This window comes from Actinoalloteichus fjordicus, assembly GCF_001941625.1.
Taxonomy (GTDB): domain Bacteria; phylum Actinomycetota; class Actinomycetes; order Mycobacteriales; family Pseudonocardiaceae; genus Actinoalloteichus_A; species Actinoalloteichus_A fjordicus.
Genome location: NZ_CP016076.1, coordinates 4335543 through 4360469, shown reverse-complemented (window position 1 = coordinate 4360469; position 24927 = coordinate 4335543). Strand labels below are relative to the sequence as shown.

The window sequence follows — 24927 nt, the reverse complement described above, 5'->3', positions numbered from 1 at the left end:
GTGCCGCTCCGCCACCGAACTCGGCTGCCTCGTCTGCGAAGGGGAGTCGAGGACTGCGGCGCTGCATTCTCGGGGCCCAGTCCTGCGCACCGGACCGGCCGAGGTCGGTCCGGACGAGGTGAGTACGACCGTCCGCTTCTCACATCACTTCTGCGGGCTCGGGCGGCATGAGCCCGCGACCCGACGTCGTCCGCCTCGCTTCGGTGCCCCGTGCCCAGGAAGCCGCGCCTCGGAACCGGGAAGCCGGAGCCCGAAATCTCGACAGCTCGCGAACCTCGGCCATCGACATCCCCGAACAGATCGAGGAGGACACCGCGCCAGACGCATCAACGCCGAACGGTGCGCCGCGTCGCCGCCACGGCCCCCTCCGCCGCCGAGGTGCCGCCGCCTCGTCGGGCGTGACTACACTGCCCCGCGTGACGGACACAGTGGACTCGCCCGCCCCGGACTCCCTGCGCGCACGGATCGGTTCCGCAGCGGCGCTCGGCAAGGCGGACGAGCTGGCCGACCTGCTGCGCGATCCCGGTGCGGCGGCCGTGCTGGCCGACACCTCGGGCACCGTCCCGCTGTACTCCGCCGCCGTCAACGGTCACACGGACGCGGTGCGTCTGCTGCTGGCGGCGGGCGCCGTCCCCGACGTCGAGAGCCACGGCGGTCCCGACGAGGGCACCCCCCTCTGCGCCGCCGCCTCCTGGGGACATCTCGACGTGGTGCGGCTGCTGCTGGAACACGGCGCCGACGCCAACCTCAGCGAGGCCACCCACCCGGAGGCCGACGTCGATGCGGCGGGCATGACCCCGCTGGAGTGGGCCGTGCTCGGCGGCCATGACGAGGTCGTCGCCGCGCTGGTCGAGGCGGGCGCGATGGTGCCCGACTTCATGACACCCGAGTCGTAGATCGGTTCGACGGAGCACTGAATTCCCGCCCCGAGGATCTTCTCGCGAGGCCGGACAGTCGGATCTCGCCTGCCCGCGACGACGACAGCAGCCGGTGTCGTCGATCGTGCCTCGGGCTGCGCGGAGACGGGTGACTCTTGTTTGCTGCGTGCCGCAAGCACCTTCCCTCGCTCGCACCACGCTGTCTCTGCCTCGAGTGAGGCGAAGCCAGATTCCTGCCCGCGTGATCCGGTCGGGTCGTACGTCGCCTGGTATTCGTTGTCCCAGGCGGTGATGTCGGCGACAAGGTCAGCGGGGAGCTGGAGTTCTTCGGCGGCTTCTTCGATAGAGTGACTGTATTGTTCGGGGTCGTCCCAGTTTTAGTAAAATGGCGCCTCCTGTCGGCCCACTAACAATGAAACCGCAACTGAACGGGACAACTCAACTCCTATGAAGACGGGTACGTAGTTTTCGTTTCAATGAGATCGGATGGGCTCCGACGACTACCCCATCTGGCGCGCCTGTGATGGCCACGCGCCGCCTCTCGCCCTCGAATACCACCTCGTAAACTGGTCGATCTTGGCCACTGTAGCCGACCACGGCTCCCCGCTCGAGCGCGGCGAACGCAAGGTCCATAATGGGGTCCTCTGGCACGCCCATCCGGCGGAACTCGTCAATGCGGTTCCGGGAGAGGATGTGATCTTGCCCGCCTCGTCGATTGTTCCGTCCTGCCCAGACGATCCGCCCGTTCGGCATCCTGGCCATGCGGGTGACGTCTTTGGGTCTGATGACCACGCCTGCGCGTTCTCGGTCGGCGATCCACTCCGCGTAGTGCGCGCGGTGGTCGGTGGCGTCCGATTCCTTGCCTTTCGTGTCGACTGTGGACGATAGGGCTGCCTCGATAGGTCGTCCTGTCGGTCCGATGGTTGTTCCTGGTGTGGTCTCGGGTCCGGCTGCGCGGTGGCCTGAGATGGTATGCCAGTAGTCGTCGATGATCTGTTGGGCTTGGATCATGGCGTTGTGTGCTAGTCGGACGTCGTCGCGGCCTTCGCTGATCGCGGCTTTTGCCACGATCGTTGCCTCGCGCGCTACCGTCAGCAAGGCGTGCGTTTGTCGTAGCTGTTCCACCACTTCCGTGACGGACAATGCACGACTCCTCACCCTGTGTTGATCTCAGTCCATGATGCCGCATTCCGAGCCCGCGCCGACAGGCACTCCACGTTGGCGAGGTCTACCTGTCGGTCGGCGGTGGTCAAGGGTTGGGGTGGTGGTTCTCGCGCCGTGATGTGGCGGGTTCGGACGGCGTGAGCGGGGTGCGGTGGGGAGTCGGACGGTGGTGTTCTTGGGGGCCGTGTTCAGGGGAGTTGGTCGCTCTTGATCCTTGTCAGGAAGACGGCGAAGGCGATCGGGGTGATGAGGAGCGTCCCGCCGTCGCGGTTCTGTATGACGTTTGCGCGCGCAGTTGACTCGGCCTCAGGTAACAAGCGCAGGAGCCTCGCCCAGGCTCTGGCGGTATTCGAACGCCTCGGGTTCGTCCCGGTAGTCGAGGAGGTTCCCGGCGAGATCGTGCAGCAGGATCTTGACCTCCGCCGGGGTACACCTGAAGTACTCCCGCCGCCGGTTGACCAGGTTCAGCCTGCGAGCTTCCAATGCGGTGTGCAGCTGACGCTCGATGTTCACCGCGTCGTGCGAGAAGAACAGTGCGTGCACATCGAACCGGAAGGGCACCGACGCGTCGCCGAGTTCGCGCACCCGGTCCATCGGCTCAAGACGGCGGGTCATCCCGATCTTGACGACATCAGGACCGAACGAGCCGATGTTGCTGATCACGTAGACGTAGCCTGCGCGGATGTTGGCCTGTCGTTCCTCGATGCCACCGAGTGCAGCTTCGATCTCGGCGAGCTTGTGTTCGAGTTCGGCCGCGCCGTCCGCATCTCCCTTCGCCCGCAGAGCTGCGACGGCGTTGCGGTAGTGTCCCTGCTCCTTGAGTAGCCGTTCCTGCTCGCGGCGGTATTCTTGCAACGCCCTCTGTTCTTCCCGGAGAGCGGCCCGCCGGTCCCGTTCTTCTTCCTTCTCCTGCTGCTTCTTCGCCAGGTAATCGGCGGTGAGTTCGAGTTCTCGAACCCGCATCGCATGGTAAGTGGGATTGACTCGGATTGCCGCCATGATTCCGAGCTTCTCGATCGTCCGGACAGCGGTCTCTAAGCGCTTGACGGCCGACGCGAGGTTGCCCGCCTTCAACACGCGGACACAGTTCTCGGCTTCCGCATTATAGGCGCGAAGCATGAGTTTCGACAGGTCTCCAACGAACTTGCGTCCTTGGGCGAGCGAATTATTGTAGTGGAAGCTGCTCGATGCGTTGACGGCGGACTTCGATCGGGTCATGTCTTTCATGGCGGCTTTCAGTCGTTCGATCTCGGCCTTATACGCCTCGGCGTCCGAAAGCACGTGCCGGTACTGATAAACCCCCACCTCTTGCATCAGTCGAGCATCATCGGTTTCGACCACCTCGGCCCGCAGGGCCGTGAGCTGATTCTTCAGCTGGCCGATCGCGGTGTTCATCGCCGAGGTCTCGTGGTGGTAGCGGGTCTGCTCGGCGTGGTGTCGCTGGGTCAGGGCGGCGATCTCCTTCCGGAGGCCGATCGGCCCGAGCGCGCCCAGCCGCTGGAGCTCGCCGCGCAGGTACAGGTTCTCGCGTTGCGCCGCTTCGAGCTCTTCCTGCCGCTTCCGTCCACCGAACATCGACGCCTCCCAGAAGATCACCTTGTGTAAGACGAAATCGTTTTCAACGGCTGGCTTGTTACGTCCTGCGTGAATACTAGTCAGGCGAACGGTGAAGGAGGATGGGTGACTCTTGTTCGATTCGTGCGGCGAGCATCTTCCGTCGTGCGCACCATGCTGTCTCTGCCTCGGTTGGCGGGAAGCCGGGTTCCAGTCCTGCTGGTAGCGACACTACGACTGGACGGCTCAACATGTCCTCCACTTTGATGAGCACGTGGCGGGGAGATTTTCGGTTGGCATCGATCAGAACATGCAGGTGCCCCAGGGAATCGCGCCGTTAGCCTGGTAGTTCACGCTCGTGACGATGGGCGACTCTTGCTTGATTCGAGCGGCGAGCATCTTTCCTCGCTCCCGCCATTCCTCCTCGGTCTCCGGCGACGAGAATCCGGAACTATGAAAGCAGTTGGGATTGTAGGTGGCTTGATATTCCGCGTCCCACTTCTTCAATTGTTCAATCAGGTCGGCGGGCAGCTTGAGGAAGGCGCCGGCCTGCTCGATCGAGTGGTTATACTCATCGGGGTCCGACTCAAGGTCGCAATAAAATGGCGCCTCCTGCCAGCCTGTCAGTATCGATATCGCAACCGATCGGTTCAGTGGTCCTCCATTGAGGGTTGGGCGGCGAAAGGGTTTATCCTGCTGCTTAGAACATGCACGTGCCGGGCGGTATTATCCCATTTGCACGGTAGCTGACGCTTGCGACGACGGGTGACTCCTGTTTGATTCTTGCGGCGAGAATTTTTCCTCGTTCTCGCCATTCTTCCTCTGCCTCGGGTGAGGCGAATCCGGACTCTAGTCCGCGTGATCCGGTTGGGTCGTAGGTTGCCTGGTATTCGTCGTCCCAGGCGGTGATGTCGGCGACGAGGTCGGCGGAGAGTTGGAGTTCTTCGGCGGCTTCTTCGATGGAGTGACTGTATTGTTCGGGGTCATACCAGTCATAGTAGAACGGATCTTCCTGCCAACCGACAAGTAGCGATATCGTAATAGAACGAGACAATTCAACTCCTATGAAGACGGGTGCGTAGTTTTCGCTTCCGGGAAATAGGATGTGCGCCAATGATTATGCCAGTCCACATTACGGTGATGGCCACGCGCCGCCTCTCGCCTTTGAACACGACCTCGTATACTGGCCGATCCTTCCCACTATATCCGACCACCGTTCCCCGGTCGAGCGCGGTGAACACGAGATCCATGATGTCTTCTTCTGGCACACCCATCCTGCGGAACTCGTCGATGCGATCGTCATCCAGGATGTGATCCTGGCCGCCGTCTGGGTTCTTCTCTTCTATCCAGACGATCCGCCCGTTCGGCATCCTGGTCATGCGGGTGACGTTTTTAGGTCTGATGACCACGCCTGCGCGTTCTCGTTCGCCGATCCACTCCGCGTAGTGCGTGCGGTGGTCGGTGGCGTCCGATTCCTTGCTCGTCATGTCAACTGTGGACGATGGGGCTGTCTCGGCAGGTCGTGCTGTCGGTCCGGTGGTTGTTCCTGGTGTGGTCTCGGGTCCGGCTGCGCTGTGGCCTGCGATGGTGTGGCAGTAGTCGTCGATGATCTGTTGGGCTTGGATCATGGCGTTGTGTGCTAGTCGGACGTCGTCGCCTGCTTCTTGGCCGAGGCGGCGGATTTCGGGTACTTGGGGCCAGACTGAGCCTGTGGTGGCGTGGTCGAAGATCTCCCTTCCTTCGCTGATCGCGGCTTCCGCCACGATCGTTGCCTCGCGTGCCACCGTCAGCAAGGCGTGCGCTTGTCGTAGCTGCTCCACCACTTCCGTGACGGACAATGCACGACTCCTCACCCTGAGTTGACTTCAGCCCATGATGCCGCATCCCGAGCCCGCGCCGACAGGCACTCCACGTTGGCGGGGTCTACCTGTCGGTCGGCGGTGGTCAAGGGGTGGGGTGGTGGTTCTCGCGCCGTGATGTGGCGGGTTCGGACGGCGTGGGCGGGTGCGGTGGGGAGTCGGGCGGCGGTGTTCGCGGGGGCCGTGTTCAGTGGAGTCGCTCGGTCTTGATCCTTGTCAGGAAGGCGGCGAAGTCGGCCGGGGTGACGCGCAGCGTCCCGCCGTCGCGGTTCTTGGTGTCGCGGATGCCGACGATGTCGGGAGCGGTGCCGATCTCGACGCAGTTCGTTTCGGTCGCGGATCGTGACGACTTGCGCCAGTACTGCAAGACAGCCATGGAGGATCTCCTCGATGAAGGTGATCAGCGGTGACCAGTGCCGATGTGGCTGGGGCGGTGTGTTCCCGCCGCTGTGCTCGCGGCGGGACCACACTGCTGGGCCGTGCTCAGCGGAGCCGGTCGGCCTTCAGCTGTGCCAGGAACGTGTTGAAGGCCGTTCGGTCTACGACGAGTGTGCCGCCGGTTCGGTTCTTGGTGTCGCGAATGCCGACGATGCCCGGCGCATCCGCAACCTCGACACAGTCGGTCTGAGCTGCGGAACGTGAGGATTTCCGCCAGTGGTCTACTGCGGTCATAGAGGGTCCCTTCGACGATGGCGATTTGCGATGGGTAGTCCTTGGCGGACAGCCGCGCCGTGTGTTCCCGCCGCTGTGCTGGCGGCGGGACCACACGAGTCACCTCGTCCTCAGCGAAGTTGGTCGGCCTTCACCTGTGTCAGGAAGGTGCTGAAGGTGGCGCTGTCGACGATGAGGGTTCCGCCGTTGCGGTTTTTGGTGTCGCGGATGCCGACGATGCCGGGGGCTGTGCCGACCTCGATGCAGCCTCCGTTCTTCCCGCTGTAGCTGGCCTTATGCCAGCCTGTCAGGTGTAGCGTCATGCGTTTGCTCGCTCTCTGCGTGACGGTGTGCATGGGATGCGATGAGGGCCGCCGTGTCGGCCGTGCTCATTGCGATCTCAAGTACGTTACTTCGCGCTTCGATGAACTCTCCGACTTCTTCGGGCTCGTCGATGAACTCACCTCGGCCCAGGCTTTCTACGTAAACGATCGGTGGTGCGTCGGCGAACTCGAGCAGATCGAACGGCCCGGAGAGCGCATCGTGAGCGCCTGCGGTGAACGGCAGGACCTTCACATCCACGATCCCTGACTCTACGAGGCGTAGCAGGTGGCGTAGTTGCCCGGCCATCACGGCCGGGCCGCCGACGGCCCTCGTCAGTACCGACTCATCGAGAATCGCTGTCATCTGGGTCGGGTCCTCACGGCGAAGGAGTTCCTGTCGTCCCATGCGTGTCATCAGTCGATCACCGTCGCCCGGTCGGTCACCGACGATGATCGCTTGCGCGTATTCCCTCGTCTGCAACAGCCCAGGGACGAGGGCTAGCGACACCGCCGTGATCGTTTCAGCTTCTTGCTCGTACATGACCAGGGTTTGGATCTGCGCTGGTACATGTGAAGCCGACCCGTGCCAGTTCGGACGCCCGAGGTCCTGTGCGAGGCGGAGTACATGCTTCCTCTGTTCGGGTGAAGCTTCGATCGCCCCGAGCAGTGCCGAGATGTCTTGAAGTGAGAGCACTTTCGTCGCGCCCTCGATGCGCCCCACGAGCGTCGGGTGGATGCCGATCCGGCGCCCGACCTCCCGTGCTGACAGGCCGTTCTTCTCGCGGACTGTGCGCAAGGCGTAGCCGACAGCTCGGGCCCTCGGCGTTCTAGTCATGCGGCTCATGTGACACAAGGTACGCGATTGATTGCAGCTCGTCATGGATGACACGGCTTGCCTTATGTGTCACAGCTACACACCATTCCTGGCAGGACGCTCACGCTGAGCTAACCAGCCGATACCGGAGGTGTAGCGCATGTCTGTCGCTCTGGGAGATCCCTCGCTGGATCAGCTGATGACCGATCACCTGTGGCATTCGCAGGATGGTGGTCGCGAATGTGCCCTCGCCGGTTCCCTACCTGTCCCGCCGCCTGCTCGTCGCTATGTCGGCGTGTTCCGGCGGCTGGAGCACCGGCTCGACTCGACCTATCACCTGGTCGCCGTGGCGGTGTGCGGGGCGATGGTCACGCGCGTCGACCTCGGCGTCGGCGCCGCTGAGAAGAACGTCCGTCCCTGTCCCTCCTGCTTTCCGGAGTCGCCATGTCCGCCTGGTTCGTCCGCTCCCTCGACCACGGAGACACCCACCTCGGTGATCCCGAGGACTCCGCCGTCGTCCGGCCCGCACCGGCCGTCGCACCCCGCTGTGCTCCCGACGCCCCGTTTCATCCGATGAACCGGCGGCCGATGGACTTCTGCTTCTTCGAGTGGCAGATGTGCCGCGACTGCCTCGCCGTCGTCGGTCGTCCCCGCGATCTTCGTCCCCTGCTGGCGGTGGCCGGATGAGCACCCGCCTGAAGCGTCGGCGGCGCTGGGTCGCCGGGCTGCCCTCCCGTTGGGGGTCCGTCGGCGCGCTGCGTCGCCTGCCCGCCCTGCGCATCCGGTCGTATCTCGGCGTCGTCCTCTGGCCGGTGGACGGTGATCACTCGTGACCGGCTCCGCCGTCTCTCGATCCACACCGCTGCACCCTGATCCGTCTCGTTGCCCGGCCCGCACTGCCCAATCGACTCGGCCGCCGTCGCCTGCGGGCCCGGCCTCCTGGCTCTCGGCCCGACTGCCTGCCCGGCTCTCGGCGGTGCCGAGCGGCTCGGCTGCTTCGCTCCTCGCGGCCTTGCCCGCAGGCTCGGCCGGGCGAGCGACCGCAGCCCGGACTCGATCGAAGTCCGTCGCCGCCCCCGGCGAGTCGTGTGCGGTGGCGGTACCGGTGGACTCGCGCTCGGGTCGCCCGGAGTCGCTGGTCCTGGTCGCCGATCGGCGGTCCCGCTCGGTCACCCTGGCGATTCGGGGCCACGGGCTGGCCTCGGTCACCGTGGACTCGCTCGGGGTCCTGCTCGGCGCGGTGGCCACCGAACGCCCGTCCGCCGCCATCGCGATCACCGTGGTCGGCCGCGATCACCGGGCCTGGCGGCTGCACGTCGCCGTCCTCGGCCCGCAGGCCGTCCTCACCCTCGCCTCGGGCGCCGCGCGGCTGCCCTGGCGCATTCCGCGCCGCGCCGAGTTGGCCTCGGCGCTGACCCGCACCGTCCACCACCTCACCGGAGAGCCACGATGAGCACCGAGACGACCGTGTGGTGGCAGGACGTCCCCACCACGATGCGCGAGATCGCCGACCGGCACGCCGTCGACGTCCGCACCACCGGCACGCCCCGAGTCGGCGCCGAGGTCCCCACCCTCTGCGGCACGACGATGGCCGTCCGCCTCATCCGGCGCTGCCTCGGCCGCATCACCACCTGCGCCGACTGCCAGGACCGGGCCCGCGAACTCTGCGGACTCCCGCCGCTGGACACCGAGCGGGGGCACGACGATGACTGATCATCCCGACCGTGTCGGACTCCTCGATTGCGCGTCTGCGCCTGCCGAATCCCTGCCCGCCGCATCCGTCGCCGCCGATCTCCCCGCCGTCGGCCGCAGTGCCGTCGAGGCTTCGCCGCCGACCGGCGTCATCGAGCCGAGCCGACCGGCCCGGCCTGCTCGGCGGTTCCGGCCGGGCGTGCGTGTCTGGTCTGCGCCGTCGTCCCGGCGACGCCGGTCCTGCCGTCGCTGTGGGGGATCGCGGACCGTCCTGACCCCCGGCGATCGGATGCCCTTCGCCGCGATCTGCTGCCCGGACTGCCGATGACGAATCAGCACGTCCCCGAATCGAACGGCAGCCCCGCCGGGCCGAGCAGCGCCGAACCGAACCCCGTCCCCGAACCGGCCGACGGCCGCCGCGTCCATTGCTGTCCCGGCACCGAGAATCGACCGTTGCTGCACGTCTGGCTGCTGCCCGCTGTCGAAGGCGGCGTGTTCTGGGGAACCTGGTGTCCCCGCTGTCGCGAGTCGTGGCACGGGATCGTGCCCGGCACCGTGGACGACGCCCTGCACGCCGCCACCGCCGAGGCCGTCCCGGACTGCGGCATCCGACGGCATCACGCGATCAGCACCAGCAACCGCCAACACCACTGGATCACCCGCAGCACCGGCATTCCGAAGCTGCTGCGCCGGCTCGTCGACCACGACCCCGATCCGGCCCTGATCGTCGGCGACGGATTCGTCGTGGCCGCCGACGCCAGCTTCCGGCCCGCCAACCGCTCCGCAGGCTGGGGCGTGGTCACCGGTCGCGGCTGGCACGACTCCGGGCGGCTCGACCCGCGACATTCCTGGGACTCCCACTCCGCCGAGGTGATGGCCGCCGTGCACGCCGCCTCCCTCTACCAGCGCGGCGACCCGGTCACCGTCGTCACCGACAGCAGGATGGCGGCGGAACACCTCAATCTGCTGATCAACTCCACCGGCGCGCAGCGCAGACGCGGTTACCGGCGGCTCGGGATCTCCCTGTCCCTCCTCGGTCTCAACATGGTCGAGGACCTCGTCAAGGCCGCCGCCGAGGAAGGCGTGCCGAAGCGGTTCGTGTGGCGACCCCGCAACACGCATCCCATCCAGACGAAGGCCGACGCACTCGCCTCGGCCGCCGTCGCGGCGACCGAGGTCACCCACCCCGACGTGCTCCGCGAGCTGGAACGGGCGAAATCGGCCGTCTACAACGGAATTCGACGCGCCGTGTCCGTCATGACCTCGGCCGTGCTCGACGACCGGCAGCGGACCGACGCCTTCGACTCCCTGGACGAGGCCGTCGCCGCTGCGATGGAGCAGGCCCGCAGACGCCTGGCCGACACCGGGCCGGACGACGACGCCGCCGAGTGGGAACGGAGACCCTGACCGGGTTCGCCTACGGTCGCGCGGCTCATCGAGCGTGGCGCCGGGCCTGCCGCCCTGCGGATGTCGGTTTCGGACAGCCGTCCATCGTCGTCGCGGATTCCGGCCGGACACCGGTCTGTTCTCGTCTGCTTGCACCGGTCGCATTCGACGGTGTGGCGGGGCGGGTGCGGGCCGCAGGGCTCGGCTGCCTGCGGGGCCGCACCCGCACCGCCGGAGCTGTGCTCGGACCCTCCGCTGCGGCCGTCCCCGGAGCGGCAGCCGATCGGCGGTCTCACTGCTGCGGACTGATCCCCGCCACTGTCAGCCGCAGCAGCCGGTCCGCCTCGGCGGCGGGGTCCGAGTGATGTTCGGTGGTCAACGCGATGCCGGTGATCAGCGCGATCAGGTCGACCATGGCCACGCCCGGTGCCACCGCGCCGTCCTGCACGGCGCGACGCAGCAGCGGCTCGCCCGCCTCGGCCACCGCCCAGCAGGCGCTCTCGGGTGTCGGGTCGGAGCCTGCCGTCGGGTCGGGGCTCAGTGCGACGGCCATCCCGCGCGCGGAGGAGGCATAGGCGGTGACGGCGCTCAGCCACGTCAGCAGGGCGGTCCGGGCATCGTGGTCGTCGACCAGGTCGCGGGCCAGGGTGCACAGGGCCTCGACCCGGTTGCGGAACACCGCCTCCAGCAGTGCGCGCCGTCCGGGGAAGTGCCGACGCACGGTGGCCGAGCCGACGCCGGCCGTGCGGGCGATCTGTTCCAGGGACGCCTCGGCACCGTGCGCGGCGACCTCCTCTTCGGCGATGACGAGCAGGCGCGCGTAGTTGCGCCGGGCGTCCGCACGCTGGGCAGGCATGGCGTTCACCTCACGGTTTGCTTAAATGGCGGGGGCCTCCGTATGGTAGCGTAACGAGAAACGGCGGGCCCCGCCGTTTAATGCGATCTTGTGTCAAGAGAGGCCGTCATGCCCATCGATTCAGCCCCCGTCCTGGTCACCGGCGCCACCGGCAGGCAGGGCGGCGCCACCGCCCGCGCCCTGCTCGCGGCGGACGTTCCCGTCCGGGCACTGGTCCGCGACCCCTCGACCGACCGCGCGAAGGCGGTCGAGGCGCTCGGTGTCGAGCTGGTGACCGGTGACCTCCACGACCGGGACTCCGTGGTCCGCGCCGCCGAGGGCACCCGCGCCGTCTTCTCGGTGCAGCTGCCCGAGATGTCCGACGCCGGGATCGACTTCGACGGCGAGGTGCGTCAGGCCGTCAACCTCATCGAGGGCGCCAGGGCTGCCGGCGTGCCGCAGTTCGTGCACACCTCGGTCTCCGGGGCCGGGCAGCACACCGAGATCGAAGGCTGGGCCGAAGGCCGCTGGGCGGCGGTGGAGCCCTATTACACCGCCAAGACCGCGATTCAGGACCGAGTGCGGGAGGCGGGCTTCACCCACTTCACGATCCTCAAGCCCGCCTTCTTCACGGACAACCTCCTGCCCGCCATGGCATTCCTGTTCCCGCGCGGCGTCGAGGGCGGCCTGGTCAGCATTCTCAAGCCCACGACCATGATCTCGCTGGTCGCGGTCGACGACATCGGCCGGGCGGCCGCGGCGGCGATCGCCGATCCGGATCGGTTCCACGGCGTCGAACTGGAACTGGCCAGCGACTACATGTCGATGACCGACATCGCCGAAGTCCTCTCGCGTGCGCTGGGCGTCGAGTTGACCGCGCCGGACATGACCATGGCGGAGGCCACGGCCGCCGGGATGCCGGGGATGGGTGCCGCACACGAGCTCGTCAACGTCGCGGGTCAGCCCGCCCGCCCCGAGTTCGCGCGGGCCCTCGACATCCCGCTGACCAGCTTCGAGGACTGGGCGCAGGAACACCTGCGGGCGGCGGACTGAGCCGGGGCGTCGGCTGCCGTCGCGCCCGCAGTCTCGTCGACTCGCACCTGATCGTGCGCCGTCGACCCGTGCGTCGGTGTCGATCCGGATGCCCCGGCGAACCGCGTGCGCGGTCCTGCGGCAGGTCGTCCTCGGTCGGCGTCGCACCACCCGGTCCCCGGCATGGCTGACCGCTCCGCGCGCAGGCCACCCGCCCCGCTGCCGTTCCCGGACGGAACACGCCGAACGCGGCGCCCTGCGCATCCAGGCAGGGCGCCGCGCCGCAGGGGACCCCCGCCGCCTTCTCCGGTCGCCGCCGCAGACCGATTCCTGGCGCTCGGCGGGAAGTGATGCACGGTGCCGAGAATCTTCGCAGGCACTCGGACTACCTGATGCCCGACCGGCCCTACGCAGGGCAGCCGTCGCGTCCAGCCCAGCTCATCGCAGTGACGGTGCAGGCAACGTGCTTCATCCGGGTAGTCACCTGATCTCGAATTCCGGTGCGGTCCGAGGGGCGGGACGAACGTGGAGAACGCAGTGGCCGATGACGTGGGATGAACTCGGAGAATCGGCAGGCCGTTCCAGGGAGACGAGCTCGGTTCTTCGGGAGCACACCGGAGCAGACGGGGCGTCTCCGGCGGGCCACGCCGGCCGCGCCCGCGCGGAAAGGCGGCGCCGCGCGGGTCTGAGCCACGACCCGGGTGCGGCAGACCGATCGCTCGGGCCGTGGGGCCCGCCTGCACAGCGCTCGTCGATCGGTCGGCCGCGTCAGACTCGGCGCTCGGCTGCCCGCGTGTTCAGGTCCGCGAGGACGAACGCGCCGGTCACCGCGATCACTGTGCCGGTGAGCAGCTGGATCAGGTCGACGAACGGCACCAGGCCGGTCTGTGTCGCGGTCGTCCCCGAACCCGCGACGCCCGCGAGGAGCAGCGCCGTCGGGTACAGCCCGCTGCCGAAGACGGCACCGCCGCCGATCCAGCCGAGCGCGACCGGCAGCACGGTGCGCTGTCCTGGCGGGCGGCGGAACGCCAGGATGAGCAGTCCGGCGGCTGCGGCGACGGCGAACAAGGCCGTACCCGCGTCCGAGAGCCGCTCTGCGATGCCTCTGCTCTCGATGAGGCGAGGCGACAGCCCCGCCGTCGAGCCGAGGGCCCACGACAGACGTGCGACGGCCACCACGGCGAGAAGTGCGGTGCTCAGCCGGGCGAACAGCATCACCACCGTCTGGTCAGGACCCGCCGGGTGGTCTCCGACGCATCCCTTCGTCACGTGCGGCCACCGATCGCGGGCATACAGCACGAACGACGCGACGATGCCGATCGCCTGGGCGCCGAAACTGACGTAGACCAACGGGCCGACCCACGGCGCGAGCGAGCCGTCACCCACGCTCGACGAGCTGGTCAGGGCGGACGCCGCGACGACCGGGCCGGTGATGACGAAGGGCGCCAACAGACCGGTTCCCACCCAGGTGGGTGCGAGCACCAGGAACGCGGGCACCCGCGAGCCCCAGGCATGGGTGAACACGATGATGATCGCGACCGCGATGATCTCCAGCGCCGCCGTGGCGATGTTCCCGCCCTGGAGGACTGCCGGATCGACGGACGAGGTCCGGATGATCCCGATGTCGGACCCGGAGATCCAGATCAGCTTGAGGATGAAGTACGGCAGAACGGCCGCAACAGCCGTGTATCCCACGATCAGCCGAACGCGAGAATTCGATGGTGGGGGCGGAGCCTGTCTCATGATGGTCTCGTCGGGTCCTTTCCATCGCCGATGGGGAACTCAGGAGAGATCCGGCGAGCGTGCAACGTCGTGTGTCGGATCTGCCCGTGCCGTCGTGTCCTGCGGGAAGCGGCGATCTCAGCCGACTACGGGCCCCGTTGTCTCCGTCGACCCGCGGAGTTCTCTCACGGTGCGAGCGAAGGGCTCGCGTGCGACCGGGGCGACGGCAGCGACCTGGTGTTCGGTCTCGTGCGGCCGGGGCAGTGTGAACCAGTCGGTGCAGGGTCGCGCCCCACGCCACCGCATTGCGTTCTGCGTCTGCGGTCCGTAGGTCCCGTCGATGCGGATTCCGACGCTGCGCCGACGGGTCTCCACGGCAGCGCGGGCCGCCGGACCGGCTACGCCGTCTACCGCCGATGACCCTGCCGTCGCAGACCCGCAGACGGTGCGGTGCGGCGCGTACCGTCGAGCCCGGGTTGCCGACTCCGAGGATGCAGTCGACTCCGGTGCCTGCGGGAACCACGCCCGCGATGCCGCCGCAATCGGTCGAGTCACGGTGCAGCTCGCCTGCGCCGCCGACCCCGAGTCCGCTGCCGCCCCCGCCACGGCCCCGGATGAGATCATCAGGACCGGTATCGCGTCGAGCGAGACCCCTGCCGTCCCCCACATGCCCAAGTGCACCCCCGGTGTTCTGTCGCCGCCGACGAGCCGTCATCGGCTTGACCCATTCCCCGGCGAGTCAGCGTAGGCGGCTTCCCGTCGGCCTCGCAGGTTTTCCGGGACTATCGGCGACGGCATCACGGCGTTCGGCCTGAGCACCCTCCGGCGACCTCTGGTGCTGTTCGCGGCGCGAATCGTCTTCCGGAGCAAGGGCGAGACGACGACGGGCGAGGGTGCCGCTCGACATCGACCGGCCCACGCCGGGCCGACGGCTCCGGCCGGGCGGGCCCCGTCGTGCGCTGACCGCCCGTGCCCATCGGGCATTCCTCGCCTGCGCGGCGTCGCGTCAGCGTCCGGGCCCCGGACGCTCTGCGGGCAGCGCCCATCGTCGGGCGTCCTCCGGGATGTCGATCCACACCTCGTGGTCGCCTGCGGGGGTGACGGTCAGCCCGTAGCGGTCCGGCGTCGGGCGGCCCGCCGCACACCACCACGCATACGCGGCGTCGACCTCGTCCCACAGCCGACGCGGCCCGAGCTGGTGCACCGTCCACGGGTCCGCACCTCGCACGAGTCCGACCCGGGCCCAGGACGCGGACCGCACGTCGTGCAGCTCGATCCGGCGGTGGTCGGCGTCGAGATCCTCCACCGTGAGGTAGCAGGACGGCACTCGCAGCCCGATCGTGAAGGCGGCCTCGGCGAAGGCGACCATCTCGAACAACTCCCGGCCGCGGCGCGTGGTCTGCGACGTTGCAGCCGTCGCCATCGCCGATCGGCTCGGTTCGAGGAAGTCCCGGCGCTGCTGTCGTATCCGCATGAAGGACAGGCCTCGCCCGCACCGACCGGACGCCCCGCCCGCCTCGTCGACCACCAGGCGGGTGAGGGCGTCCGAGCCGTAGTCGGTGCCCCACGGCGCGAGGATCACGCCGCCGGGCCGGGTCTGCTCGAGCCAGGCTCGCGGGATCGCGCGTACCGACGCGGTGCAGACGACCCGGTCATAGGGCGCGTCGGGCGCGTAACCCCTGGTGCCGTCACCGGTCACCACCGACGGCGTGGCGCCGATCTCGGCCAGCGCCCGGCGGGCGCCCTCGGCGACGGCCGGGTCCACCTCCACCGACACGACGTGCCCGGCCGCGCCTGTCCGCGCGGACAACAGGGCGGCATTCCAGCCGGTGCCCGCCCCGATCTCCAGCACGCGATGCCCGGCGTGCACGTCCAGCGTGGTGAGCATGGCCGCGACCAACGACGGCTGACTGCACGAGCTGGACGGCTGCCGCCCGGCGTCTCCCGGCGCCGTCGCGCCGTCGTCGACCTGGGTGACGATCGGCTCGTCGACGTCGACCAGCGCCTGCCAACGCGGTTCGTCGTCGTTCCTCGACACCGCACGGAAGTCGCCTGTCGCCGGGTCGTCGACCCACACCACCTGCGGGATGAACGGGGCACGCGGCACGGTCAGCTGTGCACGCCAGTCGGTCACGTCCCTTTCCGCCTTACTTGTCGTCGCTCTCATGCTTGTTCTGGTCGTCCTTGCTTCCCCAGTTCTCCCACTTCTCCGGCTGCGCGTCGCCCTGGCCGTCACGGTCGGAGTCCTTCTTTCCCATGACTTTCACTCCCGTCTCGTCGCATGGTTGGGCGAAACCCATTCCATCGAGCCCGTGAATCCGAAACATACTTGGGGAATCACCGGTCTGATCAGGTTAGACCACCTGACGCTCGTCCTGTTCCTGCGCGGCAGAGCATTACCCGATCGGTATCCGGATACGCTGTGCAGCCGGATATCCGGTGTCGGCTCACCGGATCTTCCGAAGGGATGAGGAATTGCGCCGATCGGCTCTCATCGGCACCTGCCGACTGATTGCCGAGTGCGGATTTCCCGCCGCCCGCCTGGCATCTTCCGGCCGGATCGTCCCGGACACGCACGGTCATCGCCGACCCGCACCGGGTGGTGCGAACCCGCGCCCGTCTCGGCGGCGAGGAGGCGAACGGCGTGGTCTTCGCTGCTCACCAGGGTTTACTCGAACCGGTCGGATCAGGCGGTTGTCACGAGGCGGATACGCGCCGTTGATGAGATCACCCCCTCAGTCGCGCGCGTCCGCCGCGCAGGTGTCGGCCGACGATGGGAAGGTTCCTCGGTTCAGCAGACGAATCCACCGATAGGGGAGCGACAAGACTATGGGCACAGTGACATCGCACGACGGCACCGCAATCGCCGTCGACCGCTCGGGGGAGGGGCCTGCGGTGATCCTGGTCGGCGGCGCCTTCAACACCCGAGCCTCGGCGGCGCCGCTCGCCGAGGTGCTGTCGGCGCGCTTCACCGTGTTCGCCTACGACCGACGCGGCCGGGGGAACAGCGGCGACACCGCGCCCTACGCCGTGGCACGAGAGGTCGAGGACCTCGACGCCGTCATCCAGGCGGCAGGCGGCTCGGCTCTCGTCTACGGCCACTCCTCCGGGGCGGCGCTCGCGCTCGATGCCGCCGCGACCGGGCTGTCGATCAGCAGACTGGCGCTTTACGAACCGCCGTTCATCGTCACCGACGGGCCCCGCGAGGGCTCGACCGAGTACACGACCCGACTCGGCGAACTGGTGTCCACCGGGCGGCGTGGCGAGGCCGTCGCGTTGTTCCTCACCTCCACCGGGATGTCCGCCGAGGCCATCGCCCGGCTGCGCGCGACGCCGAACTGGGCCGGTCTCGAAGAACTCGCGCACACGCTCCTCTACGACAACGCCGTGATGGGCGACGGATCGCTGCCCACCGATTCCGCCGCCGCCGTGACCATTTCCACGCTGGTCCTGGCAGGCGGAAAGAGCCCCGCAGGCATGCAGGAGACCTCGCGGGCACTCGCCGACGCCGTGCCCAGCGGCCGACAGCGCATCCTGGACGGCCAGGACCACGACGTGGCCCCGGCCGCGCTGGCGCCGGTGCTGACGGAGTTCTTCACCGGCTGAGCCGAGACGTGCGGGGGCGGGGCACGGCAGAGCGTCCCCGCCTGCCGCGGGCCCGGCCGCGCCCCGGTGCGCCCGGCGGGCACCCCGCGTGTTTACCCGCGACCCGCCGTCGGGTATGGCTTCTGACATGGCTACCGCGCCCGAAGTCTTCCTTGACCGACCGGCGGCGGGTCGGCTGCTCGCCGCCCGCCTGCGGGGACGTGCCTGGCACGACCCCGTGGTGCTGGGCCTCGCCCGGGGCGGGGTGCCGGTGGCCGCTCAGGTCGCCTGGGAACTGGGCGCCTCGCTGGACGTGGCGGTGTCCCGGAAGATCGGCGTCCCCGGCCAGCCGGAGTTCGGCGTCGGGGCGGTCACCGCGGACGGTCCGCCCTACTACGCCGAGCAGACGCTGACCATGCTCGGGCTCGACGTGCGCGACCTCAGCCGGGCGTGCGCCGAGGAACGTGAGGAGGCCCGGCGACGGGTCCTCCGGTATCAGGGCGACCGGCCGCCGACACCGACCCGAGGACGCGACGTCCTGGTGATCGACGACGGCCTGGCCACCGGGGTCACCGCCACGGCGGCCCTGCGGGCCCTGCGACGCACCGAGCCGCGCCTGTTGGTCTTCGCCGCGCCTGCCTGCGCGCCGGACGCGGCGCAGGCCCTCGCTGCCGAGGCGGACGAGGTGGTGTGTCTCTCGCTGCCGTCGTCTTTCGTCGCGGTGGGCCAGTGGTACCAGGACTTCGACCAGACCTCCGACGACGAGGTCCTCGCCCTGCTGACCGCCGAGCCGGACGGGCCCGCCTCGATGTAGCTCGCCCGCCCCGGATGCCCGCCGGGTTGGCCTGCGGTGAGTACGAGAGGCAGGGCAGGCCGTCGGGCCGGATAGGCTGGGCGGGATGAGACGGAAGCTCGCCTCGCCGCTGCCGCAGCGCAACGGCCTCGATCCGGCGCGGCTCAAACTGCCCGCCGAGGGTCCCTGGGCGACCATCCGAGACCACCTCGTGGAGCGGCTGCCGATGGTCGCCCCCGCCCGGATCGACGCGATGCTGGCGGGACGGGAGATCGTCGGGCTCGACGGCCCGGTGGCCCCCGACGCTCCGTATCGGCCCGACTCCTTCGTCTGGTTCCACCGCGACCTGCCCGACGAGGTGCCGGTGCCCTTCGATATCCGGGTCCTGCACCGGGATGACGACCTCGTGGTGGTGGACAAGCCGCACTTCCTGGCGACGATCCCCCGGGGCAGACACGTCCTGGAGACCGCACTCGTGCGGCTGCGCCGAGAGCTGGACCTGCCCGCGCTCAGCCCCGCCCACCGCTTGGACCGGGTGACCGCGGGCCTGGTCATGTTCGTCGTCCGCCGCGAGCGGCGCGGGGCATATCAGACGATGTTCCGGGATCGGCGCGTGCACAAGGAATACGAGGCGATCGCCCCCGTCGATCCCGCCCTCGACCTGCCCCGGACGGTCCGCAGTCGCATCGTCAAAGAGCGGGGGATCATCACCGCGCAGGAGGTCGACGGCCCGCCCAACAGTGAGAGCCGCGTCGAGCTGCTCGAGGAGCGTGACGGACTGGGCCGATACCGGCTGCAACCCCGCACGGGGCGCACGCATCAGCTCCGCCTGCATATGAGCGGGCTGGGCGTGCCGATCCTGGGCGACGACTTCTACCCGACCCTCGTCGAGACCGCGCTGGACGACTTCCGCCGTCCGCTGCAACTGCTGGCCACGACACTGGAGTTCACCGACCCGATCAGCGGCGAGCCCCGGCGGTTCGAGAGTCGGGCGAGCCTGCTGGCCTGGACGTCCTACGCCGAGTGGGCCGGTCGGGTCTGAGACCTCTTCGGAGAACTCGTGATCGAGGTCGGCTCTCCCTCGTGGGTCGCACCGCGTGAGCGCCCGGTCCGCCTCGCTTCGCGTGCACGACATCGGCCTGCTCACTCGAATGAACTCACCCGCACGGGAGACACTCTGATGGCACAGCCGTACGAATTCCTTCCTGACCTCACCGGCCGCACCATCGTCGTCACCGGAACGACGTCCGGCCTCGGTCTCGCCCTGTCGGGGGCGCTGGCCGGGGCCGGTGCCCGCGTGCTGATGACCGTTCGCGACGCCGACCGAGGCGCGGCGGCCGTCGCGCAGGTGCGGGCCGGACTCGAGGACCGAGGCAGCGCCGAGGCTGTCCTGCTCGACCTGGCCGATCTCGCCTCCGTCCGCACCGCCGCCGCCGACATCCGGGACCGCACCGAAGACCGGATCGACGTGCTGATCAACAACGCCGCCGTGTCGCTGGGCCCGCATCTGCTGACCCGCGACGGGTTCGAGTTACAGATTGGGACCAACCACTTCGGCCCGGCCGCGCTGACCTGGCTCCTGATGCCCGCGCTGCGGGCGGCAGGCAGCACCGGGCTGCCCTCGCGGGTCGTGACGACGTCGAGCCTCGGACACCGCACCGGGCGACTCGACCTCACCGACCTGCACTGGGATCGTCGGCGCTACGCACCCACGCGCGCCTACGGGGCCTCGAAACTCGCGAACCTGCTGTTCGCCGCAGAGCTCGATCGACGACTGCGACGGACCGGGGACCCGGTGCTCTCGGTCGCCGCCCACCCGGGAATGACGACGTCGGAACTGCTGAGCAACGGCCTCGCCCGGGGCGGCAACTGGAGCGCCCGCCTGTTCGTGCTCCCCGAGCGACTCCTCTCGCAGCCGGTCGCCGCCGGGATCGCCGCCCAGCTCCTCGCGGCCACCGGGAAGGTGCACGGCGGGGACTACCTTGGCCCGACCGGGCTGTTCGAGATCCGCGGCCCCGCCGGGCCCGCCCGCCGCTCGGCGGCCGCACGGGATTCGGTGCTCGCAGGCAGGCTGTGGCAGGTCACGGCCGACGTCACCGGAGTCACCCCGGACCCCGAGCCGACGACCGGCGCCTGACGCACCCGCCCCGGCCCGTCTCGATCCGGTCGGCGGTGCGGTCCGAACCGGCGACGACCACCACCGGCACCCGCCACGAATCGCCCTGTCGTACCTGGCCCACGCCGAGACCTGATCTCGGCGCTCGGCGATCGAGAGCAGGCTGCGGATGGTCGATGATCGAGACGGCGAGGCGCGGAAGTGGCCGCACGCCCCGCAAACGGCCTTCGGCGGCCGCCTGCTCGGATCTCGGCAGCGGTGCCCGAAGCCCCGGTCGCCCCGGAGCCCGCAGCGGCGTCGCGCGTGCAGGCATGCCGGGTGCGTCGGGGCGGTCCCCGACGTCGCGGCGCCGCGCATCGCAGGCGGCGCCGCGTGGTCAGGCATTGGCGGGGGTGGACAGGACGATCTCCTTCTCGTCGTGGGGCAGGTAGTGCACCCCGAGGACCTTGCCGATCTTCAGCTGTGCCACGACGCCGGGCATCAGGAACCGGTCGGCCTCGGTGCTGAAGGTGGTGCCGTCCGGGCGGGTCACGGTGACGCCGATGATCATGCGCGGGTTGCCGTCGCGCACCTCGCCGTGGGCGACGATCGACTGCACGACGGCCCTGGCGCTGACGCCGCGCCGGACGATGTCCAACCGGGCCGGGGTGGTGAGGCCCTTGCGGATCATCACCTGGTTCATGACCTCCTGCGCCGAGGCGGCGTCGCCGGAGCGGTCGATCTCGACGCGGTCGGTGCGGCCGGGCAGGTACCGCACGGGCAGCAGCACGCCGGGCCGCACCAGCCCGAGTTCGGTCACGGCGACGACCATCCTGGCCTCGGAGGCGAACATCCGGCCGTCGGCGGACTCGACGGTCAGCTCGATCCGCACCTCGGGCTGGTCGTTGAGCTGCATCCCGGTGGGCGTCACGGAGGTCACCGTGCCGACGCCGATCGCGCCGTCGCGGAAGGCCGCGCTGTTCTTCCCGGACATCGCGCTCAGCACGCTCGCGGCCGTGAAGGCGAACACCATCGGCACCAGGCTCACGGCGATGATCGGCGCGATCATCTGCGGGCCGACCCAGCTCAGCCCGTACTCGCTGCCCGCCTGATCGGTGAGGCCGTACCAGAGGTAGTAGCCGACCGATCCCGCGAGGAACAGCAGGGCGATCACGCGAAGAATCCTGCTCATGGCTCGTCCTTCTCGACGGCGGGGCGTTCGACGCCCCGCGAGGGAGACTCGGCGGCTCGGTGATTCGGTGGTGTCGAGCCGATGCGAGCGACGTTAGGAATCCCTGCCGCGCTACCGATCCCAGGTTTGCCGCCCCGACTCCGGCGCGCATAGCCTTCGCGGCATGTCGACCAGCCCCGACGCCCGGCCTCGCGTAAGTTCGGCGCCCGCCGGGTCGGCCGTCGTGCGGCCGCGAGCGATGGTGCTCGACGAGGTGTGGCGCGGGCTCGACGACGTCGGCGCGCTCAGCAACGCGCAGGGCGGGCCGCTCAGTCGCACGGTCAAACTGATCCTCGATCCGCTGGTGATCCGGCCGGTGCTCCATCCGAGCTGCGCGGGTCCGCTCGTCACCGGAGCAGGCGCCGCGCTGCTCGTCGAGCTGGTGAGCGGCGCCGCCGAGGTGCTCGCCCATACTGCGGCGTGGTTCACCCTGCTCAAGCAGGTGCGGCGGCAGCTGCGGATCACCGAGGGAAACCCGCAGGACCTCTACTTCCCACGCTGCTACGAACTCGCGGTGACCGACGGCGCACCCGAGCAGGCCACGGGCAGGCGCCTCGCGGCGGAGGAACTGCGCGAGCTGCACGGCGCGGCGGGCGGCCGCACCACGCAGGCGTTGCGCGATCACGTCGTCGGCCGTCTGGTGGAACTGACCGCGCTGGTGGAGACGAGTTGGGCCGCCCGGCGGGCCGGGGTCGGCGGTGACGGGGCGGCTGCCGGTTCCCGCGCGTCGATCGAGCTGATCGACGTCGTCCTGAACGCGGGCCCGCAGGCGCGCACCGGCTCGCCCTCGAGGGCCGCCGCCGGGACGTCGGCCCTGGCGGAGCTGGCCGTCGCGCGGGCGGGCACGGCGGCGGGCGTGCGGCTGTGGGGTCCGCGCGCGGCGGTCGATTCCGGGGCGGCGGCGCCGATCGGGTTCGGCGAGCCACCTGCGTCCGCAGTGGACGGCTGGTCCGCTCGTGACCTCGGGCTGACCGAGCACCACGCGCCTCGGATGCCGCAGATCGGCACGTCCGCGTCGAAGGCCGCACTGGGCCTGCCGCTGGATCGCACCGTCCACGAACGGGTCTTCACTTCCTTGCAGACCGCCCCGGACCGCGCCGACCTGCCGCCGATCGCGGAGCTGGTGACCGAGGAGATCGGCCGGGCCTGCGCGCCGTGGGGCCTCACCGAGGAGTCGCTGCGGGTCGCGGTGACCGTCGGCGTCCGGCTGGCGATCGGCCTGCGGCCGCTCGGCGAGACCGCGCGCACCGAGGGGGCACCCGGGGCGGCGGACGCCGAGACGGAGGCCGCCGCCGGGACCGCGCCCGCTGCCGCCGCCGGTCCGGAGACCGCCGCTCATCGCGTGGTCAACGGCCGGTGGCGGCGGGAGGCCTATGTGCTCCAGGCACGTCGGCTGGCGCTGACGCCGAGGCCGCGCCGGGGCGACGTCGCCGAGCCGGTGAACCCGCTGGATCGGCTCGCCGCCGACCTGCGCACGCCGTGGCAGTCCTACCTGCGTCGACTGTGGGTGCGGCTGCACGGCCGCGATGTGCGGGACGCCCCGGCCGACCGGGTCGAGGACCTGTGGGACGTCCTCGACGGCGTCGCCCGCTCCGTGATCCTGGACCACCGGACCCGCGTCCGGCACGCCCTCAGCCTCCGCTCGCCGCGTGCGGCGAACCAGGCGGGCGCCGGGGCGGGGAGCAACCGGTGACCGCGATGGATGACGCGGTTCTCTTACGCCGCACCGCCGACGGGCTGTACGTGCTCAGCCCGGTCGCCGCGCGGGCCGACCCCGCCGGGACCACGGCCCCTGGCGCTCCGACTCAAGACGACGGGGCGGGTGATCCGGCGGCGGCCCGCCCGGCGGTGAACGACGCCGCTGCGCCCTCGGGCGCTGAGGGGACGCCCGGTCCTCGCGACGTTTTCGCCGTCCCGAGCGTCCTGGATGCCGAGCCGGGCGTGGACGTCGCCGTGCTGACGGTGGCGGGCGGGCAGCTGACCTGGAGCGTGCTCGGGACCACGCCCGTCGCCTGCGCCGTCCTCGATGACGTCGACCTCGCGCAGCACTGGGTCTGGGCGCTCTACGGCGAGCAGGTGGCGGTGGCCCTCGGCCGGTTCGCCGCCGAGTCGGGCTCCGGCGCGGGCGCCGAGGTGGATGCTGGCGCGGGCGTCGCATCGGATGTCGGCGGGGGCGCGGGATCGGGCTCCGGCGTGGGCGCCGAGCTGGATTCCGTTGCGGGTGCCGAGGTGGATGCCGGCGGGGCCGTCGGCCCGGCGGGTTCCGCCGATCCGGGCGGCGGGTCGGACGTCCTCCTCGCCGCCGTTCCCGCACAACCCGGTCTCGCGGCACGAGCCCGCCGCCTCGCCTTCGCACAGTGGGCGAGCCGTTGGTGGCCCGCCTCGACCATCGACGACATCCCCGCCCTCGATCAGACGCTGCTCGCGCGCGAGATCGGCGACCTGATCGAGGAGTGCGACCTGCTGTTCGCCTCGGCGGACACGGGCGAGGCGGCGGAGCTGATCGAGGACGTCCTGCATCCGGACGATCTCGGAGACTGGGCGCATCTCGACGACCTGAACCTGACCGGGTTCGGCGACGTCGACGGCCCGGTGGATCTCGGCGACTCCGGCGACGTCGTGACCGCGCCCGCGCGCGCCGAGGACTACGCGTTGGCGGCGGGCCCGGTCGCCGCCGAGCCTGCGGGCGGGCTGGTGCTGGCCAGGGGAAGCGGCGGCTCCGACTGGCGGCATTGTCCGCCCGGTCTGCTCGACGCGGCCGAGTCGGCGGTGTCCTGGGAGCTGGTGCGGGTCGACGCCCGCACGGTGGTCGTCGTCAGCGTCGTCGCCGCGCCGGGCCTGACCGAGTCGCAGCGTGCCGAGGTTCCCGAGCATCTGACGCCGCACGCGGTGGTGATGATGGCCGCCACCGCCCGCGACCGGCCCGATACGGACTCGCTCGACGTCACGCTGCGGCTGGTGTCGGACACCTGGGTCGGCCAGGCCGTCGCGCAGACGACCTCGACGGCGCCGCTCGCGGTCGAGGTGTGTCTGCCCGGCTTCGGAGCGGCGAAGTCCACTTCGGACGATGTCGTCGAGCCCGGTGCGGGGGGAGTGGTCGAGCCCGGCGCGGGCGGTGTCGAGCCCCGCTTGGGCAGTCTCGCCGAGCCCGGTGCTGGTGAAGAATCAGCCCGTGCCGTGCGGGATCGGGTGCGTGCCCTCGTGCGGCATCGCCTGGCCCGCGCCGACCCGGCCGACGCCGCCGGAACGGCAGGCGAGGACGTCGACGCGCCGCTGCTCGCCGAACTCGCCGTCGCAGAACAGGACTTCTGAC

At 69.7% G+C, this 24927-nt stretch carries 26 protein-coding genes; 13 read left to right on the top strand and 13 right to left on the bottom strand.

All coding sequences use genetic code 11. The features are described 5' to 3' along the window. Positions 1 to 416: 416 nt before the first annotated feature. Complete coding sequence (locus UA74_RS31015) at positions 417 to 896, top strand: ankyrin repeat domain-containing protein (RefSeq protein WP_232237323.1); 480 nt, start codon at positions 417 to 419, stop codon at positions 894 to 896. A gap of 420 nt (positions 897 to 1316) precedes the next feature. Here the strand turns inward: UA74_RS31015 and UA74_RS32125 are convergent, their stop codons facing one another. The 9 genes from UA74_RS32125 to UA74_RS18545 form a co-directional block, all read right to left on the bottom strand. Beyond that, positions 1317 to 2021 (bottom strand): hypothetical protein, encoded by a 705-nt coding sequence (locus tag UA74_RS32125; RefSeq protein ID WP_157434292.1) that lies wholly within the window; start codon positions 2019 to 2021, stop codon positions 1317 to 1319. 327 nt (positions 2022 to 2348) lie between these two features. Beyond that, positions 2349 to 3638 (bottom strand): DUF4041 domain-containing protein, encoded by a 1290-nt coding sequence (locus UA74_RS18575; protein ID WP_157434291.1) that lies wholly within the window; start codon positions 3636 to 3638, stop codon positions 2349 to 2351. A 261-nt stretch (positions 3639 to 3899) separates the two neighbouring features. After that, positions 3900 to 4103 (bottom strand): hypothetical protein, encoded by a 204-nt coding sequence (locus tag UA74_RS32120; protein WP_157434290.1) that lies wholly within the window; start codon positions 4101 to 4103, stop codon positions 3900 to 3902. A 193-nt stretch (positions 4104 to 4296) separates the two neighbouring features. Next, complete coding sequence (locus UA74_RS32115) at positions 4297 to 4650, bottom strand: hypothetical protein (protein ID WP_075741404.1); 354 nt, start codon at positions 4648 to 4650, stop codon at positions 4297 to 4299. A gap of 1 nt (position 4651) precedes the next feature. Then, the gene (locus tag UA74_RS32110) at positions 4652 to 5434 is read right to left on the bottom strand and encodes a hypothetical protein (protein ID WP_157434289.1); all 783 of its coding nucleotides are present in this window, start codon (positions 5432 to 5434) and stop codon (positions 4652 to 4654) included. Positions 5435 to 5642: 208 nt separating this feature from the next. After that, the gene (locus UA74_RS18560) at positions 5643 to 5831 is read right to left on the bottom strand and encodes a DUF397 domain-containing protein (RefSeq protein WP_075741403.1); all 189 of its coding nucleotides are present in this window, start codon (positions 5829 to 5831) and stop codon (positions 5643 to 5645) included. A 107-nt stretch (positions 5832 to 5938) separates the two neighbouring features. After that, complete coding sequence (locus UA74_RS18555; RefSeq protein WP_075741402.1) at positions 5939 to 6127, bottom strand: DUF397 domain-containing protein; 189 nt, start codon at positions 6125 to 6127, stop codon at positions 5939 to 5941. 110 nt (positions 6128 to 6237) lie between these two features. Beyond that, positions 6238 to 6429, bottom strand: a complete 192-nt coding sequence (locus UA74_RS18550; RefSeq protein WP_075741401.1) for a DUF397 domain-containing protein — start codon at positions 6427 to 6429, stop codon at positions 6238 to 6240. Then, positions 6401 to 7273 carry a helix-turn-helix domain-containing protein gene (locus UA74_RS18545; RefSeq protein ID WP_075741400.1) on the bottom strand — a complete coding sequence of 291 codons (873 nt, stop codon included), beginning with the start codon at positions 7271 to 7273 and terminating at the stop codon, positions 6401 to 6403. Before UA74_RS18545 ends, UA74_RS18550 begins: the two co-directional genes overlap by 29 nt. Before the next feature lie 414 nt (positions 7274 to 7687). On the opposite strand from UA74_RS18545, the gene UA74_RS18540 reads away from it, so the two are divergent. From UA74_RS18540 to UA74_RS18520, 5 genes are all read left to right on the top strand, one after another. Continuing rightward, complete coding sequence (locus UA74_RS18540; protein ID WP_075741399.1) at positions 7688 to 7930, top strand: hypothetical protein; 243 nt, start codon at positions 7688 to 7690, stop codon at positions 7928 to 7930. Next, positions 7927 to 8076 carry a hypothetical protein gene (locus tag UA74_RS32105; RefSeq protein ID WP_157434288.1) on the top strand — a complete coding sequence of 50 codons (150 nt, stop codon included), beginning with the start codon at positions 7927 to 7929 and terminating at the stop codon, positions 8074 to 8076. Before UA74_RS18540 ends, UA74_RS32105 begins: the two co-directional genes overlap by 4 nt. A 272-nt stretch (positions 8077 to 8348) precedes the next feature. Then, a complete protein-coding gene (locus UA74_RS18535) occupies positions 8349 to 8696 on the top strand; it encodes a hypothetical protein (protein WP_157434287.1) in 348 nt (115 codons plus the stop codon). Continuing rightward, on the top strand, positions 8693 to 8956 hold the full coding sequence (locus tag UA74_RS18530) for a hypothetical protein (RefSeq protein WP_075741397.1): 264 nt from the start codon (positions 8693 to 8695) through the stop codon (positions 8954 to 8956). The genes UA74_RS18535 and UA74_RS18530 overlap by 4 nt, the downstream gene beginning before the upstream one ends. Before the next feature lie 303 nt (positions 8957 to 9259). Continuing rightward, positions 9260 to 10342, top strand: coding sequence for a hypothetical protein (locus UA74_RS18520; protein ID WP_157434286.1), 1083 nt, complete (start codon positions 9260 to 9262; stop codon positions 10340 to 10342). A gap of 271 nt (positions 10343 to 10613) precedes the next feature. Here the strand turns inward: UA74_RS18520 and UA74_RS18515 are convergent, their stop codons facing one another. Further along, positions 10614 to 11177, bottom strand: coding sequence for a TetR/AcrR family transcriptional regulator (locus UA74_RS18515; protein ID WP_075743957.1), 564 nt, complete (start codon positions 11175 to 11177; stop codon positions 10614 to 10616). 108 nt (positions 11178 to 11285) lie between these two features. Here UA74_RS18515 and UA74_RS18510 point away from each other — a divergent pair, with 108 nt between their 5' ends. Beyond that, positions 11286 to 12209 carry an NmrA family NAD(P)-binding protein gene (locus tag UA74_RS18510; protein WP_075741394.1) on the top strand — a complete coding sequence of 308 codons (924 nt, stop codon included), beginning with the start codon at positions 11286 to 11288 and terminating at the stop codon, positions 12207 to 12209. A 747-nt stretch (positions 12210 to 12956) separates the two neighbouring features. Here the strand turns inward: UA74_RS18510 and UA74_RS18505 are convergent. Both UA74_RS18505 and UA74_RS18495 read right to left on the bottom strand, forming a co-directional pair. Further along, positions 12957 to 13883 carry a hypothetical protein gene (locus UA74_RS18505; RefSeq protein WP_075741393.1) on the bottom strand — a complete coding sequence of 309 codons (927 nt, stop codon included), beginning with the start codon at positions 13881 to 13883 and terminating at the stop codon, positions 12957 to 12959. Between the two features lie 1033 nt (positions 13884 to 14916). Beyond that, positions 14917 to 16044: a methyltransferase domain-containing protein gene (locus tag UA74_RS18495; RefSeq protein WP_198042773.1), complete on the bottom strand. Its 1128-nt coding sequence runs from the start codon at positions 16042 to 16044 to the stop codon at positions 14917 to 14919. Positions 16045 to 16739: 695 nt separating this feature from the next. Here UA74_RS18495 and UA74_RS18490 point away from each other — a divergent pair. The 4 genes from UA74_RS18490 to UA74_RS18475 all read left to right on the top strand — a co-directional run bounded on the left by UA74_RS18490 (position 16740) and on the right by UA74_RS18475 (position 20425). Then, positions 16740 to 17516: an alpha/beta fold hydrolase gene (locus UA74_RS18490; RefSeq protein WP_075741390.1), complete on the top strand. Its 777-nt coding sequence runs from the start codon at positions 16740 to 16742 to the stop codon at positions 17514 to 17516. A gap of 127 nt (positions 17517 to 17643) precedes the next feature. Continuing rightward, positions 17644 to 18309 (top strand): phosphoribosyltransferase, encoded by a 666-nt coding sequence (locus UA74_RS18485; protein WP_075741389.1) that lies wholly within the window; start codon positions 17644 to 17646, stop codon positions 18307 to 18309. Positions 18310 to 18394: 85 nt separating this feature from the next. Further along, complete coding sequence (locus UA74_RS18480; protein WP_075741388.1) at positions 18395 to 19330, top strand: RluA family pseudouridine synthase; 936 nt, start codon at positions 18395 to 18397, stop codon at positions 19328 to 19330. Between the two features lie 138 nt (positions 19331 to 19468). Beyond that, positions 19469 to 20425, top strand: coding sequence for an oxidoreductase (locus UA74_RS18475; protein WP_075741387.1), 957 nt, complete (start codon positions 19469 to 19471; stop codon positions 20423 to 20425). Between the two features lie 355 nt (positions 20426 to 20780). Here the strand turns inward: UA74_RS18475 and UA74_RS18465 are convergent, their stop codons facing one another. Continuing rightward, positions 20781 to 21575, bottom strand: a complete 795-nt coding sequence (locus UA74_RS18465; RefSeq protein ID WP_075741385.1) for a hypothetical protein — start codon at positions 21573 to 21575, stop codon at positions 20781 to 20783. A gap of 163 nt (positions 21576 to 21738) precedes the next feature. Between UA74_RS18465 and UA74_RS18460 the strand changes: the two genes are divergently transcribed. Together UA74_RS18460 and UA74_RS18455 are read left to right on the top strand one after the other, a co-directional pair. Then, complete coding sequence (locus tag UA74_RS18460) at positions 21739 to 23307, top strand: hypothetical protein (RefSeq protein WP_232237322.1); 1569 nt, start codon at positions 21739 to 21741, stop codon at positions 23305 to 23307. Further along, entirely contained in the window at positions 23304 to 24926 is a 1623-nt protein-coding gene (locus UA74_RS18455) for a hypothetical protein (protein WP_075741383.1), read from the top strand. The genes UA74_RS18460 and UA74_RS18455 overlap by 4 nt, the downstream gene beginning before the upstream one ends. The last annotated feature ends 1 nt before the right edge of the window (position 24927 follow it).